We start from the raw sequence: 16,125 nt of genomic DNA, 5'->3' as shown, positions 1-16,125 counted from the left end.
GGGCGCAATAATTTCCAGCCTCCGCCGCCGTTGGCTCGCCCCCCGAGACGCCCGCGCAAATGTCAATTGTCTGCGGGAGTCAGTACGGTGGGTATATGAGTCTTGCGGAGTCACCAGCACCAGAAAACGCCGCATTGGGCAGTACGGCATCGGAAAGCACCGCCCCGGGGTCCCCGCCGGAGCCGAACCTTCCGGCCAACCACCTGATGGACACGGTACTTCCAGTGCGGCCGGCACTGATCGACCGTGGCTCCGCGGCCCGGCTGAAACCCGGAATGCTGGCGGAGCTTGTCCGCTCCGGCACCGCGCGGGCGATGGTGCTCTCCGGCCGGCAGGCCCTCGTCAGCGGAAACAGCCTCGTCCTCCTGGACGCCGCGGACCTCGCAGGACACCTTCAGGACACCTCTTACGCGCCTGAGCACCTGGTCTATCTGGGCTCCGCCGTGGCCGGCGGCGGCCTGGAAGAGGGCACCGAGCTCGTCCTTTTCGTCCTTCCCAAACAGTTTGAGGTCCAAACGGAGGCGTTCGAGGCACACGTGGCCGGCATCCCGGCTGCCGCGCAATGGGCAGGTTTCCGCGATGTCGCGGCCCGCTTGAACCCGGTGGACACCGCCCTGTTCATCGAAGCGAGCGCCATCGCCAACTGGCACGCGACCCACACCCACTGCCCGCGCTGCGGCGCCGCCACGGAGACGGAAGCCGGCGGCTGGGTCCGTCGCTGCCCGGCCGACGGCTCCGAGCACTACCCCCGCACGGATCCTGCCATCATCGTCACGGTGGTGGGCCCGGACGGCCGGCTCCTGCTCGGCGGCGGCGGTCCCCTCGACGCCAGGAACTATTCGACCCTCGCAGGATTCGTCGAACCGGGGGAGTCGCTCGAACAGGCCGTGGTCCGGGAGATCGGCGAGGAGGTTGGCGTGCGGGTCACGGCAACGCAGTACCTTGGTTCCCAGTCATGGCCGTTCCCCGCGTCGCTGATGCTCGGGTTCACCGCCACGACGACGGACACCGAGGCCCGGCCCGACGGCGTCGAGGTCACCCGCGCGCGCTGGTTCAGCCGCCAGGAACTGCAGGAAGCGGTCCTGAACGGCGAGATCGTCATCTCCACCAGGCTCTCCATCGCACGCTCCCTCATCGAGCACTGGTACGGCAGCGTCATCCAGGACCGCCCGGAAACCGAATGACCCCGCGGATGGCAGCCACACGCAGCGGCACCTAGCGGGCCCGGCACGGCGGCCCGCCATCCATACGACACACTCTATCGACTGAGCAGCAAACGTGACCACAGAGCATTTGAACTTCAGCCCACGCCCCGAAACCCCGGCCTCCGACGGCGTTCCCGCAGACGGCCCTGCACCGGACGACCGCCCTCTCGAGGAGCGGATTCTGGGAGGCCTCGACGCCGAACAGCGCGAGGTTGCCAGCACCCTGCAGGGGCCAATGTGCGTTCTGGCAGGTGCCGGGACGGGCAAGACGCGTGCCATCACCCACCGCATCGCTTACGGCGTGCATTCGGGGGTGTACAGCCCGCAGCGGCTCCTGGCCGTCACCTTCACCGCGCGGGCGGCCGCAGAAATGCGGAGCCGGCTCCGTGATCTCGGCGTCGGAAACGTCCAGGCCCGCACCTTCCACGCCGCGGCGCTGCGCCAGTTGCAGTTCTTCTGGCCACAGGCCGTGGGCGGGGTGCTGCCCAACCTCCTGGACCACAAGGCACAGATGATCGCCGAGGCGGCACGCCGGCTCCGGCTCAGCACGGACAGGGCGTCCATCCGCGACCTCGCGTCCGAGATCGAGTGGGCCAAGGTGTCCATGCTGACGCCCGCGAACTACCTGGAAAACGCCCAGGGCCGGGGGAACCCGGGCGGCTTTGACCTGACCGCGGCCGCACGGGTCTTCCAGTCCTACGAGGACGTCAAGACAGACCGCAACGTCATCGACTTCGAGGACGTGCTGCTGATCACCGTCGGCATCCTGCAGGAGGATCCCAAGGTGGCCGCGACCGTCCGCGAGCAGTACCGGCACTTCGTCGTCGACGAGTACCAGGACGTCTCGCCGCTGCAGCAGCGGCTCCTGGAACTGTGGCTGGGCGGCCGTGATGACCTCTGCGTGGTCGGGGACGCCAGCCAGACCATCTACTCCTTCACGGGCGCGTCCCCGAAGCATCTGCTTGGATTTAAAGCCATGTATCCCCAGGCCCACGTGGTCAAGCTGATCCGCGACTACCGCTCCACTCCGCAGGTGGTCAAGCTGGCCAACGATCTCCTGGCAGGACGGCGCAGCGGCGGCCCCGTCGCAGACGCCGCCTGGGCCACCCCCCTGCAGCTTGTGGCCCAGCGGGCGGCCGGACCGGTACCGCAATTCACCGAATGCTCCGATGACGAGGCCGAGGCGGCAACAGTCGCCGCACGGATCCGCGAACTGCTCGACGCCGGCACGCCGGCAAGCCAGGTCGCGGTGCTGTTCCGCACCAATGGCCAGTCCGAAGCCTACGAACAGGCCCTTGCCGCCGCCGGCATCGGCTACCAGCTGCGCGGCGGTGAACGTTTCTTTGCCCGCAAGGAGGTCCGCGACGCCATCCTGCAGCTCCGCGCCGCCACCCGGGCGGTCGCCGAAACCGCCACGCCCGAGCCCCTGGGCCAGCTGGTCCGCGACATCGTCGCCTCACTGGGCTACACGGATTCGGCGCCACACAGTGGCGGCGCCGTCCGGGAACGCTGGGAATCGCTCGCCGCGCTGGTGGCGCTGGCCGACGAGCTCGTCATCAGCAGGGGACCGCAGTTCAGCCTCCCGGACTTCGTCAACGAGCTCCAGGAGCGGTCCCTGGCCCAGCACGCACCGACCGTCCAGGGTGTGACGCTCGCTTCGCTGCACGCCGCGAAGGGCCTTGAATGGGACGCAGTGTTCCTCGTCGGGCTCAGCGAAGGGCTCATGCCGATTTCCTTTGCCGATACTCCGGAGGCCGTGGACGAGGAACGCCGGCTGCTCTACGTGGGCATCACCCGAGCCCGCGAGCACCTGTTCCTGTCCTGGTCGGCCGCCAGGACGCCCGGCGGCCGGGCGAACCGCAAGCCCTCGCGCTTCCTTGACGGGCTGCGGCCCGACTCCGTGGCCAGCTCCTCCCTCCGCGGCAAGGGAGCGGCACCGCGCCGGAAGGCTGCCGTCCCGGCGTCCTGCCGGGTTTGCGGGACCATGCTCTCCTCCGGGGCCGAACGCAAGGTGGGGCGCTGCAGCCAGTGCCCGCCCAGCTATGAGGAACAGACGTTCAATGCGCTCCGGCAATGGCGCAAGGATGTGGCGCTCGCCGCCGACGTCCCCGCCTTCGTGGTCTTCACGGACGCCACCCTGACGGCCATCGCCGAGGCCCGCCCCGCGTCCCTTGAACAGCTGGCCGGGCTCGCCGGGGTGGGAGCTTCCAAGCTGGAGAAATACGGCGAAGCGGTCCTGGCCGTTCTGGTCGCAAGCACGGAGCTCTGATGGGCGCCTCCGCGAAGCGCCCGGCAAGGAGGCCAGCCGGCGGAGCCCCCGGCCCGGCAACGGCGGCCACGCCGTTGACCACGGCCGACGGCGCCCCGGTCGAGATACGGCGCTCCGCCCGGCGCCGCCGGACCGTTGCAGCGTTCTGGGAGGACGGCACCGCGGTCGTCGCCATTCCTGCCTCCTTCAGCCGGGCCCAGGAACGCGACTGGGTGCACCGGATGCTCGAGAAGCTCCGGCTCCAGGGCGAACGGGGGACCGGCGGCGCGGGCCAGCGCCGTCCGCGCACCGATGCCGCACTGGCCGCGCACGCGGCCGGGCTTTCCGCGAAGTACTTCGGCGGCCGGGCCGTGCCGTCCTCAGTCCGCTGGGTGAGCAACCAGAATTCACGTTGGGGTTCGGCGACGCCGTCACAGGGAACCATCCGGCTCTCGGACAAGCTCCAGCCGATGCCGCAGTGGGTCATCGACTACGTGCTGTTGCACGAGTTGGCGCACCTGCTCGTGGCCAACCACAACGCCGCCTTCTGGCGGCTGCTGGAGGCTTATCCGGAGACGGAGCGTGCCAAGGCATTCCTGGAAGGGGTGTCCTTCGCAACGTCACGGGGACTGTCTCCGGACGACATCGATGACGCCGCCGAGTCCCGGCACGAAGAAGCCCCGGGCGGAACCGAAGTTCCGGCCGGGGCCGGCCAGCTTTTCTAAGCCCTGCGGCCTACGCCTTGGGCGTACCGCCGTCCTCGGAGCCGGTTTCCCCGGCGTTGCCCTTGCCAGCGTCGCCGTCGCCGCTCCCGGTTGCGTCCTCCGGGCCGGTCTCTCCGGCGCCCGACTCCTCTTCCTGTGTGGTTCCTGTTCCGGCCGGTTCATCGAAACCGCCGTTCAGCAGCTTCTGGAGGGCGTCGTCAACCTCGGTGTCGCTGGCCTCGGCGAGCTTCCGGCGTTCGCTGAAACCCTTCGGATCGTCCAGGTCCTCCGCGGTGGGCAGCAGGTCAGGATGCTGCCAGATGGCGTCGCGTCCCTCGACCCCGCGCTCCTCCTTGAGGGAGGCCCACAGGGTGGCAGCCTCCCGCAGGCGCCGCGGCCGCAGTTCGAGGCCGACAAGGGAGGAGAACGCGTGTTCGGCAGGACCTCCGGTGGCACGGCGGCGGCGTACGGTCTCGCGCAGGGCCGCGGCCGAGGGAAGGAGTTTCTCTGTGGCAGCCCATGTCAGTTCGTCGACCCAGCCTTCCACCAGGGCGAGGGCCGTCTCCAGTTTTTCGAGGGCCTGATCCTGGGCCGGCGTGCGCTGCGGCATGAAGACGCCTTGGGACAGAGCCTCCTGGATACCTTCGGGGTTGCTGGGATCGAGGTCCCTCGCGAGTTCCTCGATCTTTGAGGTGTCGATGTGGATGCCGCGGGCGTATGCCTCGATGGCGCTGAGGAGGTGCCCCCGCAGCCACGGGACCTGGACAAAGAGCCGGGCATGGGCCGCTTCGCGCACCGCCAGGAACAGCCGGACATCGTTCTCCGGCAGGCTGAGGCCTTCGCCGAACTTCACCACGTTGGCGGGCAGGAGCGCCATTTCCAGGTCAGCCAGGGGCACTCCGATGTCGGTGGAGCTGACAACTTCGGCCGACAGGGCGCCGATGGCCTGGCCAAGCTGCATGCCGAAGATTGCGCCTCCCATGTTCTGGATCATCGAGGAGGCACCCCCCATCATCGACTTCATTTCCTCGGGCATCTGCTCGGTCATGGCCGCGGAGAGCGCATTGGCGATGCTGTTGGCGACGGGTTCAGTGAGCCGTTTCCACGTGCCCAGGGTCTCTTCCACCCACTCGGCGCGGGACCACGCCCTGCCGATCAATCCAGTGGCCGGCAGCTCCGTAACCTGGTCGAGCCAGAGTTCGGCCAAGCGCAGTGCCTCATCGACGTCGCGGGACTGATGCGCGGTGACGGAGGGATCGGAGCCGCTCGCGGCCACCCGCCGGGCGTTCTCGTGTGCGAGCTGCCAGTTGACGGGGCCTTCGGAGGAGGCGCTCATCATCGCCTGGACCTGGGAGAACATCTGGGCGAGAAGGTTCGGATCGTCCGGAAGGCCGGCGGCCTTGGCGAGTTCCGCGGGGTCGATGTTCCCCATACCCTGGCCGCCCATCAGATTCTTGAGCATTTCTGCCAGCGGATCCTTGGGTTCCTCGTCGCCGTTGGACGGATTGAGTGGGTTGGAAGTCATGATCCCGCCGATCGTCGGTGTGGCTGTTTCTCAACTTCACGGTACCCCGCGGCGAGAGCGGCTGTCTGCCGAAACTGCGCCACGTTCGCTGTAGGCAAAGAGCGGTCGGCGCACCCGGACGCGTAGTGTTGGGAACTGGAATATTTGCGGGCGGCAGCCTCGGGTTAGGCTGTGGCCCTAGTGCGCTGTCCGCGGGCCCGCAGGGCCCACACCCGCGCCGGTACGGAGAGGTCCTTCATTGACGAATAGCCAGGGCGAGCAGCCCGCCAGCGACCCAGCGGACAGCCGGGCCCCGGGCCAAAGGGGGCTTCTCTTCGGAGCCCGAGCCCCCAGGAAGCGCGACAAGAGGTCCTCGGCCATGCTGGTGTCGGGCCTGCTCACGGTGGCACTCGGCGTGACGGCGATGAGCCTCCCCGTCCCCTACGTCGTCGAATCTCCCGGTCCCACGTTCAACACGCTCGGCGAGGACAACGGCAAGCCGGTCATTAGCGTCACAGGCCACGACGCGTTTCCCGCCAAGGGCAGCCTGGACCTCACCACGGTGTACGTCGACGGCGGCCCCAATGGTCCCGTGACTGTCTTCGAGGCGTTCTCGGCGTGGCTGAACGGGAGCAAAGCCGTCTATCCGCAGGAGCTGATCTTTCCCAGCGGAGTGACGAAGGAGCAGTCCCAGCAGGAGAGCGCTACGGCGATGACAACCTCCCAGGAGAACGCCGTCGCCGCGGCCCTGAAGGACCTGAACATCGCGTTCGAGCAGAAAATGCAGATCGCGAGCCTTCCCGATGGCTCCGCCTCGAACGGAAAGCTCAAAGAGGGCGACGTTCTCGTTTCCATCAACGACAAGCCCATCACGAGCCTCGGGGTCGTCCAGGCGGAACTGGCAGCGGGCAACGGGGCACCCGTTACCGTCGTCGTGGACCGTGCCGGAACCAGGGTTGCCGCGACCATCACCCCCACAAAGAGTTCCGCTGGCCGCTTCGTCCTGGGCGTGATCCTGCAGTACAAGTTCACGTTCCCGTTCGACGTCAAGATCTCCCTCGACAAGGTGGGCGGCCCCAGCGCCGGCATGATGTTCGCCCTCGGGATCATCGACACCGTGACACCCGGCGACCTCACCGGCGGCAAACACATTGCCGGCACCGGAACCATTACTCCCGACGGCGCCGTAGGCCCCATCGGCGGGATCGGCCAGAAAATGCACGGCGCACGCTCTGGCGGGGCCTCCCTGTTCCTGGCCCCGGCCGCCAACTGTGACGACGTCGTGGGGCACATTCCCGACGGCCTCCAGGTGGTCAAAGTCGAGAATCTGGCCGACGCGCGGAAAGCCGTCGAACTGGCCGCGTCAGGTGCCGACATATCCGGTCTTCCTGCCTGCACCAGGAACTAGACTGACCGCGGAACTAAGCTCTTCCGCCACTCGTGGCAATCATGGGAGTTGCTGCCGATACAATGCATCAACACTTCATCACATGCATCGAATCAACGCACTGACTGATAACTAAAAACCAGTATTTGACGACCAGCTATGAGGTACCGAGTTTGTCCCGTCCCGCCAGCACTGTCCCGCCCGGAAGACTCCCGACACGACGCGGCGCCCTCACGCCGACGCTGATCGTCGTCGCCCTGATCGTGGTCGGGTTCATATTCTTCGCCAATGTCTGGACGGACGTCCTCTGGTACCAGCAGCTGGGCTTCTTCGAAGTCTTCCTGACGGAAAACCTGGCAAAGATCATCATCTTCGCGGCCGGTTTCGCGATCATGTTCGCCGCCATGTTCTACGCCATCCGGATCGCGTACCACGCACGTCCGGTCTATGCCCCCGATTCCGAAATCCGGGACAACCTCAACCGCTACCAGATCCAGCTGGAACCGGTGCGCCGCGTGGTCATGCTCGGCCTGCCCGTGCTGTTCGGCCTCTTCGCCGGCAGCGCCGCAGCCAGCCAGTGGCAAAAAGTCCTCCTGTTCATGCACCAGCAGCCGTTCGGGCAGAACGACCCCCAGTTCGGCCTGGACATCAGCTTCTACTTGATGACCCTGCCGTTCCTGGGTTTCGTCACCGGCTTCCTGATCAGCGTCGCCGTCGTCGCCGGTCTGGCGGGCATCCTCACGCACTACCTCTACGGCAGCATCCGGATCATGGAGCGGGGCATTTTCACCAGCCGCGCCGCCCAGATCCATCTCGCGGTGACGGGCGCGGCGTTCCTCATGCTCTTGGGCGTCAATTTCTGGCTGGACCGCTACTCCACGGTGCAGAGCAACGGCGGCCGCTGGGCCGGCGCCCTGTACACGGACGTGAACGCCGTCATACCAACGAAATCGATCCTGGCCGTGGCCGCGGTGCTCGTGGCCGTGCTCTTCGTCGTTGCCGCGGTAATCGGCAAGTGGCGGCTGCCCGTCATCGGCACCGCCATGCTGATCATCACCTCGATCCTGGCCGGCGGCGTCTACCCCTGGGTCATCCAGCAGTTCCAGGTGCGCCCCTCGGAGCAGACTCTCGAGAAGAGCTACATCGAGCGGAACATCAGCATGACCCGCGCCGCCTACGGCCTGGATAAGATCCAGGAGAAGGTCTACAACGCCACCACCACCGCCACGACCGGAGCACTGGCCCCGGACGCGCAGACGACGGCCAACATCCGCCTGCTGGACCCCAACCTGATCTCCGATGCCTTCTCCCAGATCCAGCAGTACCGGCCCTACTACCAGTTCCCGAGCGCGCTGAACGTGGACCGGTACACGGTGGACGGGAAGATCCAGGACACGGTCATCGCGGTCCGTGAACTCAACCCTGACGGGCTCAGCACCAACCAGCAGTCGTGGCTGAACCGGCATGTGGTCTATACCCACGGCTATGGAGTCGTCGCCGCCAAGGGCAACAAGTTCACCGTGGACGGCAAGCCGGACTTCCTGCAGTCGGGTATCCCGTCCACCGGTGTCCTGGGCACTGACCAGACCTACCAGCCCCGCATCTATTTCGGCCAGAACTCGCCCGACTACTCGATCGTCGGCGCCCCTGACGGTGCCCCGCACCGGGAACAGGACCGGCCCGCGACCTCCGAAGGCGGCGGTGACACGCAATACACCTTTACCGGCAACGGCGGCCCGAACGTGGGCAGTTTCTTCAACAAGGTCCTGTACTCGATCAAGTTCCAGTCCTCGGACCTGCTGCTCTCGGACGGCGTGAACGCGAATTCGCAAATCCTCTATGACCGCAATCCCCGCGACCGCGTGGAAAAGGTCGCGCCGTACCTGACCGTGGACGGCAGCGCGTATCCGGCCGTGGTCGATGGCAGGGTGAAGTGGATCGTGGACGGCTACACCACCAGCCCTTACTTCCCGTACTCCCAGCAGGAACAGCTCTCCGCCGCCACCGCCGACTCACAGACGACGGCGGGCCGCACCGCGGCGCTGCCGAACAGCTCGGTCAACTACATCCGCAACTCGGTCAAGGCCACCGTGGATGCCTACGACGGTTCGGTGACGCTGTACGCGTGGGACGACCAGGACCCGATGCTGAAGGCCTGGCAGAGTATCTTCCCGACGTCCCTGAAGCCGTACTCGGAAATGTCCGGCGACCTCATGAGCCACGTGCGCTACCCGGAGGACCTCTTCAAGGTCCAGCGCGAGCTCCTGGGCCGCTACCACGTCACCCAGGCGGACAGCTTCTACAAGAACGACGACGCGTGGAGCGTGCCGAACGATCCCACCGTCAAGGATGAGGTCAAGCAGCCGCCGTTCTACATGTCCCTGCAGATGCCGGACCAGCAGAAGCCGGCCTTCCAGCTGACCTCCTCGTTCATTCCCCAGGTGGTCAATGGCGCAGCCCGGAACGTCATGTACGGCTTCCTCGCCGCCGATTCGGACGCCGGCAACCAGAAGGGCGTGAAGGCGGACAGCTACGGACAGCTCCGGCTGCTGCAGATCCCGCCCGAAACCCAGGTGCCGGGCCCCGGTCAGGCGCAGAACAAGTTCAACTCCGATCCCACCGTGTCGCAGGCCCTGAACCTGCTGCGCCAGGGCGCTTCGGCTGTACTCAACGGCAACCTGCTGACGCTTCCCGTGGGCGGCGGCATGCTCTACGTGCAGCCGGTGTACCTGCGGTCCACGGGCGAAACGTCGTACCCGACGCTCCAGCGGGTGCTGGTGGCGTTCGGTGACAAGATCGGGTTCGCACCCACCCTTGATGAAGCGCTGAACCAGTTGTTCGGCGGCAACTCCGGGGCAACGGCCGGTGACTCGGCCAACAAGGGCCAAGCCCCGGCCACGCCAGCCCCGGGCGGCACCCCGGCACCCAGTACCGATGCGAAGGCTGAGCTGAAGGCAGCCCTGGACGATGCGAACGGGGCCATCAAGGCCGGCCAGGAAGCCCTCGCGAGGGGCGACTTCGCCGCCTACGGGGACCAGCAGAAGAGGCTCGCGGCCGCGCTGCAGAAGGCGGTCGCCGCCGAGGGCAAGCTGGAAGCGCCGGCAACTCCGGCGCCGGCGACGCCCACGCCTGGCGGCACGGCGTCGCCTCCGGCAACGCCTGCGCCGACACCCAGCAGCTGACGACCGGCAGCCGATGCAGCAGCAGGCCGGGTTTCCCTCGCCAACGGGGGAGGCCCGGCTTTTGCGCATCCCGGGCCGTGAGGCGAGATGCACGTCACGCCGCCTCAATTTGGTCTCAAGTTCGGTGGCAGGTAGAGTTGTAAGTGCGACGCGGGGTGGAGCAGTTCGGTAGCTCGCTGGGCTCATAACCCAGAGGTCACAGGTTCAAATCCTGTCCCCGCAACTGGAGGGAAAGCCCGGAACACTGACAAAGTGTTCCGGGCTTTCTGCTTTAACGACCAGTCGGTCCCCTTGAAACCCGCACCAGTTCAGGGCCCGCGTTGCGGAGCGGCCCGGCGCCCTGAGCGTGCGGCTCGGCGCCGGCCCGAACCGTGAGCGGTCCAAGGAGCCCCGGGTAATTTCCAGACCCGAGTCGGCCATCCCGGAGCCTGTAGTGCCGACGGACGGGGAACCCGCGACCGCCGAGGCAACCGCGGGCGTCCTTCCCCCGCCGGCTGCTCCGTAGCGGCCCTTTTGGCGGCCCAAAACGGCACCTGCGCAGCAACCGATGGGGGCTTTGGAGCCATGGCGGAAGTGCATCTTCCCATCCGCCCCGAACGGTCAGCCTGCCCCGCGCTGTGCGAACGCCTCGGCATGCGCCCGGAGTCCACTCAGGCCGACAAGTGGCAATCCAGGGGTTCCATGGGCCCGAAGCTGGTCCCGGCGGCCAGCAACTGGGAAGGAGCGTCGCCACCCGGGTCGCGCAGGTCGCGGCCACGGAGAGGTTCTCCGGGACGAAGACATCAGGCTGGCCCACGATCAGGACCACTTGGAAGCCCGCGGCCACGACCCGTCCGGGACGGAAACGGTCACGGCCGGACCCTCACGCCCGGTGTGGTCGGGGCGGCCCCCAAACTAAGGTAGTGTTGATCAAGCGACGCGGGGTGGAGCAGTTCGGTAGCTCGCTGGGCTCATAACCCAGAGGTCACAGGTTCAAATCCTGTCCCCGCAACCATGGAGTAACAAGAAAGGCCCGGATCTGTTGATCCGGGCCTTTCTTGTTGTCCCGCGGAACTGGGGTCAAAGGGGGTTAGAGGACAAAACGTGTGTAAAGTCCGGGCGTGTCCGGTGCGTCCAGCCCAGCCTTTCCCGGCCGAGTCGTCAGCGCTGGCTAGCCCTCTTTGAGCCGCTGGTACGTCTCCAGGGCCCGGGCACGGGATTCCGGCAGCCCCACGATGGGTCCGGGGTAGTCCGGGGCCGGGTCGCCAAGCACGGTGCCCGTGGCTTTCCACGGCTCGTGGATTGCCTTGCCGTCCAGCGCCGCGAGTTCAGGGACGTACTGACGAAGGTAGGCGCCGGCGGAGTCGAACTTCCTGCTCTGCGTGACAGGGTTGAAGATACGGAAATACGGGGAGGCATCCGCGCCGGAGCCCGCCACCCACTGCCAGTTGGCCGGGTTGCTCGCGGCATCTGCGTCCACCAGGGTGTCCCAAAACCAGGCCTCGCCCAGCCTCCAGTCGGCCAGCAGGTTCTTCACCAGGAAGGATGCGGCCGCCATCCGGACACGGTTGTGCATCCAGCCGGTCTGCCACAGCTGGCGCATGCCGGCGTCAACCAGCGGGTACCCGGTCTGGCCGTGTTGCCAGGCTTCCAGCTCGGCGTCCGACGGCGTCTGCCAGGCGAAGTGGTCGAATTCCGGCCGGTAATTCCGGATTGCCAGGGCCGGGTTCTCGTACAGCAGCTGCCAGCAGAATTCCCGCCAGCCCAGTTCCGAACGGAAGATCCCGACGTCGGCCGGGGGCTGGTGGGGGAAGCGCTCACGGAGGGCGTGCCAGATCCGGAACGGGCTGATCTCGCCGAAACGAAGGTGCGGGGACAGCCTGCTGGTGCCTTCGACGCCGGGGATGTTCCGTCCGGTGCCGTAATCTGCGGCAGGGCCGTCGAGGAACTCCTCGAGCCGGCTGTGGGCGCCGGACTCCCCGGGGCTCCACGTCCGGGCCAGTCCTTCGCTCCAGTCCGGCCGGCAGGGGAGCAACCCCCAGTCCTCCAGCGCGTCACCGTCCGGCAGTCCGCCGCCGGGCCGCCGGGCGGACGCCGGCAGCCGGTCCGGCGTCTCGAGGGGCAGCCGCGGGTCCGTCTGGTCGAGGCACGCGCGCCAAAACGGCGTGAAGACCTTGTACGGCCCTCCCGCGCCGGTGCGCACCGTCCATGGCTCGAACATGAGATTGGCCTGGAAGCTGCTTGCACTGATGCCCTGGTCCGCGGCCCAGCCCTTCACCCGGGCGTCGATGGTGCGTTCAGGCTCGCCATAGCGGCGGTTCCAGAGCAGGCTCGTGGCGGCCGTTTCCGCCGTGAGTTCCTGGATGACCTCGGCGGCCGGCCCGCGACGGAGCAGCAACCGCGAGCCCGCGGCCTCCAACGAGGCGGCAAGCGCGGCCAGGGAGTGATGCAGCCACCACTTCGCCGCCCCGCCCAGGGGGCGGACACCCTGCGAGGCCTCATCCAGCACGTAGACAACGGTGAGGGGGTGCCCCAGCGCCGCGGCTTCCGTCAGCGCCGGATTGTCATCCAGGCGGAGGTCATCGCGGAGCCAGACGACGGTCGAAGATGCGGTTCCCGAAGACATGAATCCACGGTACACGCCGGGAAGGTACACGCGTGCCCGCAGGTAGGGGCACAGCAGGTAGTGGCACAGCAGAGGCCGGGCCGCGGCGGATAATCCCGGACTTCCGGGATTCCTCGCCGCGGCCCGGCCTGTGCAGTCGGAGGAAAGCCGCCCCGGGACGGGCTAAAGCTTGTCGAAGTCGGCTTCGTCGACGACCGAGGAGCCGGCAGCTGCGCTGTTGCCCGTTCCGATGGCCGCGGGGGCTCCGCCGGACTTCAGGGCTGCCAGCCGCGCCTCGATTTCGGTCTGCTCGCCGAGGTCTTCCAGCGAGTTGAACTGCGCATCCAGGCTGGACGCGGCGAGTTCCTGCTGGCCGCGGACCTTGGCTTCTTCGCGGCGGATCTTTTCTTCGAACCTGCCCACTTCGGATGTAGGGTCCATGAAGTCGATGCTCTTGAGGGCATCATGCACCTGGGTCTGCGCCGCGGCCGTCTTGGAACGGGCCACAAGCTCGTTGCGCTTGCTGGTGAGCTCGTTGAGCTTGCCCTTCATCTGGTCCAGCCCGTGCTTGAGCTTGTCCACCACCTCGGACTGCGACGCAATGCTGGGCTGTGCCGACTTCGCCTCGTTCTCCGAGGACATTTGGCGCTGAAGGGCCACTTTGGCGAGGTTGTCGAACTTCTCCGCGTCGCCGACGTCTCCCTTGGCGCGGTACTCGTCGGCCTTCCGTGACGCTGCGAGGGCCTTGTTGCCCCAGTCCTGGGCGTTCTTGACGTCCTCGTTGTAGTCATCCTGGAGCATGCGCAGGTTGCCGATGGTCTGGGCCACCGCGGACTCGGCTTCGGCGATATTGTTCGTGTAGTCGCGGACCATCTGGTCCAGCATCTTCTGCGGATCCTCAGCCTGGTCCAGCAGGGAATTGATGTTGGCCTTCGCCAGTTGCGCCATGCGGCCGAAAATGGACTGCTTCATGGTGTTACCTTTCGTCCTGCTCAGTGGTTCCCACTGAATTCCGTGAACAGATGATCTATTGCGTACTGCTATCCGCCGGCCGTCGATCCCGCCGGCGCGCCGCGAGGCCCTTAGTCCGTGCCCGCCTGCAGCGGCCTAGAAGCTGCCGGAGTCCCCGCCGCCGAAATCGCCACCGCCGCCGCCAAAATCACCGCCGCCCCAGCCTCCGCCGGAATCGCCGCCCCCGCCGAACATACCGCCGCCCCAGCCTCCGCCGGAATCGCCGCCCCCGCCGAACATACCGCCGCCGCCTCCACCGCCCCAGCCGCCGCCTCCGCCGCCGTGGAGGATGGAGTTGATCAGGATGCCGCCAAGGATGGCGCCCCCCAGGCCTCCGCCTCCACCGCCCCCGAACATCCCGCCACGGCCGTAGCCCTGGTTGGCGTAGCCGCCGAATTGGTCGACGTCCGACTGCGCCAACTGGGCTGCCTGGGCCGCGAGCGAGTACGCCTGCTGCGCGTACTGCAACGCAGAGACGGGATCGGTGCGCGAGATGGACAAGGCGTAGTCCAGATTCCGCTGGGCTTCAGCGAGGCGCGTGCGTGCCTCGGTGCCCACCCCGCCCCGGCGCGCGGTGATGTAGTCCGACGTTGCGCTGATCTGCGCCTGGGCCGACATGATGCTCTGCTGCAGCGAGGCCTGCGCCCGGCGCGCCTGCTCCTGCTGGTCACGGATCCCGGTGAGGGAGGAATCCAGTGACTGATGCGCCGTCTCGACCCTGGCCAGCGTGGCGATGGGGTCGATCCTGCCGCCCTGGATCTCGGCCTTGACCGCGGCCAGCGCGGCTTCGACTGCGGCCACGGGACCGGCGAGCTCCGGGTGGGCTCCGGACTGGATCATCGCCCGCGCCTGTGCCAGGTCCTGGGAGGTGTCGACGACGGCGGATTCCAGCCCATTGCGTGCCTCGTCCAGGCTTCCGGCGACCTTGGTGATGGCGCCGATCAGCACGTTCGTCTGGTGCAGGCTTTCTTCCGCGGCCCGGACGGCGACCGCTGCCAGGCTGGTTTCGCCCGTGCCGAGCTTCTCCTGGGCCGTGACCGAGGCGTTCTGCACGAAGGCGAGCCGGTCCTTGGCCTGGCTGATGTTGTCGGCAACCTGCGCCAAGGCGCTGTCAGCGTACTTGGCCCGCAGCTCGGTCAGCGACTGTTCCGAGCTGGCAATCTTCGCCCCTGCCTCGGTGGCTCCCGCAGCTACCGCGGCGAGGGCCTGGGGGGCGTTCTTCTCCAGTTCCCGGAGCGAGTCGAAGTCCGCCTTCTGTTCCTGGAGGGATGCAAGGGCGGCTTCGGCCCGGCGGATAATTTCGCCGAGCCAGGAGCGCTGCTGTTCCTCGGTGTCCGGAATATGGTCGTCCAGCTGCTGCTGCAGCTTGAAGGATTCCGACATGTGGGCCTTGGCTTCCTGCAATGCCTTCGTGAAGTTGCCGACGGCCGAATCACCGTACTGGGCCTGGGCGAAGCCAAGCTCCTGCTCGCTGGACTTGATGGCGTCGTCGGCCTCGATCAGCAGCGAGTCGCTCTTCCGGCGCAGTTCCTGCACGCTCAGCCCGGCCAGCGGGTCCAACTCGGCACCCTGCGGCCCGTAGCCCGGGCCGGTTCCCTGGCCTGCCTTCTTGCGGCGGTTGCGGAGGTACAGGTACGTGCCGACGCCGCCGGCCGCGACGACGCCGACTCCCACGAGAACGCCGTTGCCGGCGCCGGCCCCGGAGGGCACCGATCCGCTGCCGCCGCCGGCGGCATCGCCGACCGCGGCGGCCGTGTCAATGGCCGCCTGGGCGAAGTCGCGCTTGCCGCCGTCGAGGTTGGGAACTAGGGCGTTCTGGCTGATGTTGGACGTCTTTGAGGCAATGGCGCTGGTCGAGTTGGGGGCGAAGTAGAACTTGCCGTCATCAGACATTGTCAGGATGACGTCGGCTTTGCCCATGCCCTTCTTGGTGGCTACGGCCTGGGCCCACGCTTTGGGCTCGGACGGGTTCTCGAAAGTCTTCACCGTGACGACGTACAGATTGTACTTGTGGTCCTTGAGCAGGTTCTGTACGGCGTCCTGGACTTCGGTCTTGCGGTTGCCGAGCACGTTTGCGTTGTCCACGACATTCGAGCCGGACGGGATGGTCACCGGATCCTCGGCCAGGGCCGGAGCGGCAGGCAATGCCAGCAATCCAGCGACGCCAAGAACGGCGAGGAAATGATTGAACTTAGACCGCATGTGCAACCCTTCAGCACTTCTGTGACCGGTTCGGTCGAACCAGTCATCACAGAATGCAGCAGCGCCCCCACGCAGATGTAAAGCCGCAGGTCGCTGTG

The 16,125-nt window shown here is 67.2% G+C and carries 9 protein-coding genes and 2 tRNA genes; 7 read left to right on the top strand and 4 right to left on the bottom strand.

Features of this window, described 5'->3' with window-relative positions:
* The first annotated feature begins 95 nt into the window (after nt 1–95).
* The 3 genes from nudC to AC1DCZ_RS08685 all read left to right on the top strand — a co-directional run bounded on the left by nudC (nt 96) and on the right by AC1DCZ_RS08685 (nt 4,178).
* Complete coding sequence (gene nudC, locus AC1DCZ_RS08695) at nt 96–1,184, top strand: NAD(+) diphosphatase (protein ID WP_476974218.1); 1,089 nt, start codon at nt 96–98, stop codon at nt 1,182–1,184.
* A 199-nt stretch (nt 1,185–1,383) separates the two neighbouring features.
* Complete coding sequence (locus AC1DCZ_RS08690; RefSeq protein ID WP_476974273.1) at nt 1,384–3,474, top strand: ATP-dependent DNA helicase UvrD2; 2,091 nt, start codon at nt 1,384–1,386, stop codon at nt 3,472–3,474.
* A complete protein-coding gene (locus AC1DCZ_RS08685; RefSeq protein WP_476974217.1) occupies nt 3,474–4,178 on the top strand; it encodes a YgjP-like metallopeptidase domain-containing protein in 705 nt (234 codons plus the stop codon). Before AC1DCZ_RS08690 ends, AC1DCZ_RS08685 begins: the two co-directional genes overlap by 1 nt.
* A gap of 10 nt (nt 4,179–4,188) precedes the next feature.
* Here AC1DCZ_RS08685 and AC1DCZ_RS08680 read toward each other — a convergent pair whose 3' ends face one another.
* Nucleotides 4,189–5,682 (bottom strand): zinc-dependent metalloprotease, encoded by a 1,494-nt coding sequence (locus AC1DCZ_RS08680; protein WP_476974216.1) that lies wholly within the window; start codon nt 5,680–5,682, stop codon nt 4,189–4,191.
* Nucleotides 5,683–6,040: 358 nt separating this feature from the next.
* Here AC1DCZ_RS08680 and AC1DCZ_RS08675 point away from each other — a divergent pair, with 358 nt between their 5' ends.
* The 4 genes from AC1DCZ_RS08675 to AC1DCZ_RS08660 all read left to right on the top strand — a co-directional run bounded on the left by AC1DCZ_RS08675 (nt 6,041) and on the right by AC1DCZ_RS08660 (nt 11,224).
* Complete coding sequence (locus tag AC1DCZ_RS08675) at nt 6,041–7,069, top strand: YlbL family protein (RefSeq protein ID WP_476974215.1); 1,029 nt, start codon at nt 6,041–6,043, stop codon at nt 7,067–7,069.
* A gap of 152 nt (nt 7,070–7,221) precedes the next feature.
* Nucleotides 7,222–10,230, top strand: a complete 3,009-nt coding sequence (locus AC1DCZ_RS08670; protein WP_476974272.1) for a UPF0182 family membrane protein — start codon at nt 7,222–7,224, stop codon at nt 10,228–10,230.
* A 149-nt stretch (nt 10,231–10,379) separates the two neighbouring features.
* A tRNA-Met gene (locus tag AC1DCZ_RS08665) sits at nt 10,380–10,453 on the top strand.
* A 694-nt stretch (nt 10,454–11,147) separates the two neighbouring features.
* A tRNA-Met gene (locus tag AC1DCZ_RS08660) sits at nt 11,148–11,224 on the top strand.
* A gap of 156 nt (nt 11,225–11,380) precedes the next feature.
* Here the strand turns inward: AC1DCZ_RS08660 and AC1DCZ_RS08655 are convergent.
* The 3 genes from AC1DCZ_RS08655 to AC1DCZ_RS08645 all read right to left on the bottom strand — a co-directional run bounded on the left by AC1DCZ_RS08655 (nt 11,381) and on the right by AC1DCZ_RS08645 (nt 16,027).
* A complete protein-coding gene (locus AC1DCZ_RS08655; protein WP_476974214.1) occupies nt 11,381–12,835 on the bottom strand; it encodes a cryptochrome/photolyase family protein in 1,455 nt (484 codons plus the stop codon).
* Between the two features lie 162 nt (nt 12,836–12,997).
* A complete protein-coding gene (locus AC1DCZ_RS08650; protein WP_476974213.1) occupies nt 12,998–13,786 on the bottom strand; it encodes a PspA/IM30 family protein in 789 nt (262 codons plus the stop codon).
* A gap of 135 nt (nt 13,787–13,921) precedes the next feature.
* Complete coding sequence (locus tag AC1DCZ_RS08645; RefSeq protein ID WP_476974212.1) at nt 13,922–16,027, bottom strand: TPM domain-containing protein; 2,106 nt, start codon at nt 16,025–16,027, stop codon at nt 13,922–13,924.
* Between the last annotated feature and the right edge of the window lie 98 nt (nt 16,028–16,125).

It is taken from the genome of Arthrobacter sp. 10N418, from assembly GCF_056394725.1.
This window is presented reverse-complemented; position numbering and strand designations above follow the sequence as displayed.